Genomic DNA, 3,688 nt, shown 5'->3' on the forward strand with positions numbered 1-3,688 from the left:
AAATCTTCGCCATTACCGTGATCTTCTCTATCGCTTACAACGCAACAGCGGGAAGCCTCACGCTCGCGGTCCTAATCCACCTGATGCTGAATCTTGCCTACCCGTGGAAAGTGGATGTGGAGCTGCTCACGGGCCAGACCGTCGCGCTGGCTACGGCGGCCCTTGTGATGGTGGCCGTGACCGGAAGACGCTGGATACAGCCCAAGCATGCAGCCACCGTAGTTACTCCCGGCGTTCCAGAGAGCAGCCAGCGGAGGATGCGGGGATCTCCGCCATGAAATCACCATTCACGTTTGTCGCCTTGGTCCTGGCCTTAGCATCAGGCCCGTTGATGGCGGAGAGCGCTGCCAGACCCATTGACTGGTTCTTCATCCCGTTTCCGATCCACACCCCGGAGACCGGGTGGGCACTGACCTTGTCGGCAATCGCGAGCGGGCGGCTCGGCGATACGCCACCGTCGAGTGCAATCGTCTCTCTCGCCTGGTCCGAGCGGGACCAGAAGAGCATCTCGTTCGACCCGACCATCTACCTCAGCGAGGACTGGCTGATCAGTGGCCGCATTGCAGTGGAGGACTGGCCCACCGATTACTTCGGCATCGGCAATGAAACCGACATAGATGACCAAGAGACGTTTACCGCCCGCAATCTCGAGTTCGAGGCGGACATCAGCCACCGCGTGAGCGAGCATGGCTGGCTCGGCCCGACCGTGGTCGTGCGTGACTATACCCTCAGTGATGTCGGCGCCGGCAGCCTGCTGGCGGCGGACTCACCCCGGGGCGTTGAGGGGGGTGCGGTGGTCGGGATTGGTGCCGTCACCCGATATGACTCCCGGGAAGACGTTTTCGCTCCAAGGAGCGGCTTGCTCCTCAACGTCTCCGCCACATTCCACGACAGCGCCGTTGGCAGTGATTTCGATTTTCAGCGCTACACCCTCGATGCGCGGCAATACCTCACGATACGCCCCGACTGGGTGCTCGTTCTGACGCAGTATGGCGCAATCACCCGCGGCGACGTCCCGTTTCAGGAACTCGCCCTCATTGGCGACTCAAGTCCACCGGCACGGCTGCGCGGACACATCACCGGGCGTTTCCGCGACAATGATGCCGCGATCATGCAGGCGGAGCTTCGCTACCCCCTTTACCGGCGCCTCAGCGGCGTTGCATTCGCAGGAGTTGGGGACGTCGCTGCGCGCCTCACCGACCTGCGAGCGGCGGACATGAAGTGGAGCGCCGGGTTGGGGCTGCGATTCCGGGCCACTCAGGCAGAGCGAATCAACCTGCGCCTGGATGCCGGGATTGCCGAGGATGAATCCGGCATCTATTTCGCCCTGATGGAAGCCTTCTGAGCGATGCGCGGGCATGGAATGGTGGTATAAGCTCATCGTATCCCTCCCTCCTCTGGAATTCCACGATGCGCTGCCACCGCTTGCTGATGAGCATCCTGCTCGCCCTGACCCTCACGAGTCTCTCCGCGTGGGCCGGGGCGGAACCGGCTCCTGGATCGACACGAGCCGCCGACCCGACTCTCTCAACCCTGGTCGATGGCGTGCTGGGCAGTCAACAGCGGGAACACAAGCTCGCAGGAATCACGGTCGCCGTCGTTCGCGATGACGCCCTGCACTTTGCCAAAGGCTATGGACTGGCGGACTTGGCCAGTGCCCGGGCGGTTGATCCTGCTTCGACCTTATTCCGCATTGGCTCCGTGTCCAAGACCTTTACCTGGACCGCAGCAATGCTGCTGGTTGAACGGGGTGAGCTGGATCTGGACACAGACGTGAACAGATACCTGCGAGACGTTCAGGTCGCCGGCGCCTTTGACGAACCCGTCACGATGCGCCACCTGATGTCGCACCGGGCAGGCTTCGAAGACTCGATGCAGCTTTTCACAGTCGCCGACGACGACACTCGGAGTCTCGCAGAGCTACTCGAAACGCATCAGCCAAGGCGCGTCCACCCGCCGGGTGCTAGAACCTCCTATTCGAATTGGGGCGCCGCGCTCGCCGCGCAAGTCCTCGAGGATATTGCCGGCACGTCATACGGGGAATTCATTCAGCAGGAGCTACTGACCCCTTTAGGAATGGACAATACGACCTGGCAACCACCGCATCAGCTGGTTGAGGCAGCGGATGTGAGACTCGCCACCGGCTATAAACCAAAGAAGGGCGGGCTGGGGCTGCAGGGCTATCTGCAGCTCGGCGCCTACTGGCCTGCGGGAGGAATGGCCTCCACTGCCGTGGATATGGCCCGCTGGATGCGCTTTCACCTCAACGGCGGCGAGATTGACGGCACCCGGCTCATGCGGCCGGAGACCCATGCGCAAATGTGGCGACGCGCGTATGATGCCCGTCCCGACGCTGCCGACGTGGCGCATGGTTGGCAGGACGTTCCTTATCGCGGCCTCCGTACCCTGGGACACGGCGGCGGGACCGCCGCATTCCTGACCAACATGGTCCTGGTGCCGGAGCTCGGTCTTGGCGTGTTCATATCGCAGAACAGCGCTCACACATTCGTCCCGGTCGCACAGCTCCCGCTGCTGATCGTCGATTATCTCCAAGCCTCTGACCCAGTCCCGATGCTCGTTGATGACGAAGACGCGGACGCACTGGGGGAGTTGGCCGGCACGTACATGAATAACCGCCGCGTGTTCTCCACGTTTGCCGCCGTGCTCGGTACAGTCAGCGTCGCCCAGCTTGTACCCACCTCCCCGGAGGGCTTCGAACTCAGCAACCCGATGGAGGGAAGCGAGCACTACCGCCGGCTCCAGGGCGCCGCGGACGTTTTTGAGAACGCCCGCGGAGGACGGGTCGCGGTGTTGCGTAACGACTCTGGCGATGTCGAGGCATTGGCCGACCCAATGGGTATACACACCCTCGAGCGCATCGGCATCTGGAAGAATCCGAACACACTGGCGGCACTGCTTGGCATCGCGACCCTGCTCGCGCTCACCACACTGCTGGGGGCCTGGCGGCGATTCGGGCGCGGTGGCGGTTGGGGCTTTTCTTCAAGCGTTCCCGGCGGCATCAGCATCGCGGCCGGTGCCGTGCAGTTGCTGTTTATTGCTATCCTGGGTGTGTTGATTATGGGGCTCGCGGATTTCGACCTGAGTCGCATGGCCGACGATTACCCGGACACCAGGATGTTTCTGCTTCATTATGCCGGATGGATGGTGACAGGCGTTTCGCTAGCCATGCTGGCCGGCCTGTGGCCGACCTGGTCGGGCTCAGGCTGGAGTCTGTGGCGGCGACTGCATTTCAGTCTTTTCGCGCTCGCCCTCGTGCTTGTGAGCGCGCAGCTCTGGCAGTGGCGGATCATCGGTGCCCCCGTGATCTAAGATCCCCTCGCAGGTGACGCGCAACACCGTCTCGTTTGGGACCACTCCATCCGGCGGCGCGTGCCGACGCGGTGGCTGAAGGCCCGTCAGACCGATCTGCGTGCCCTCGACTACGACGATGTGGTCTTCACCCTGCAGGCGCCGATCAGCGCCATGGCCTACTCCACAACGCGGTGCGCCTGCGGCGCAATGCGTTTGCCGAGCGCGCCCGAACGTGGGTCCATCCTGCTGCGGATGCCACTGTGTGGAGATCGACCAAGGCTTCGCTGGCGCGGCGGTGGTCATCGGAAACGACGCTGCCGCGCAGCAGCAGTCCCGGCGGGGTGACTCACAGTTTGCGCCGCCTTGCCGGCCAGGA

The 3,688-nt window shown here is 63.1% G+C and carries 3 protein-coding genes; all 3 read left to right on the forward strand.

Annotation, left to right across the window (positions count from 1 at the left end):
- Nucleotides 1-278 (forward strand): hypothetical protein (locus tag QZT63_RS02805; protein WP_290648386.1); only part of this gene is annotated, 278 nt, incomplete at its 5' end.
- Nucleotides 275-1,345: a BamA/TamA family outer membrane protein gene (locus QZT63_RS02810; protein ID WP_290648387.1), complete on the forward strand. Its 1,071-nt coding sequence runs from the start codon at nt 275-277 to the stop codon at nt 1,343-1,345. The genes QZT63_RS02805 and QZT63_RS02810, both read left to right, overlap by 4 nt.
- 65 nt (nt 1,346-1,410) lie before the next feature.
- Nucleotides 1,411-3,330, forward strand: a complete 1,920-nt coding sequence (locus tag QZT63_RS02815) for a serine hydrolase domain-containing protein (protein ID WP_290648389.1) — start codon at nt 1,411-1,413, stop codon at nt 3,328-3,330.
- Nucleotides 3,331-3,688 lie beyond the last annotated feature (358 nt).

The sequence above is a fragment of the Aquisalimonas sp. genome, from assembly GCF_007120195.1.
GTDB lineage: Bacteria > Pseudomonadota > Gammaproteobacteria > Nitrococcales > Aquisalimonadaceae > Aquisalimonas.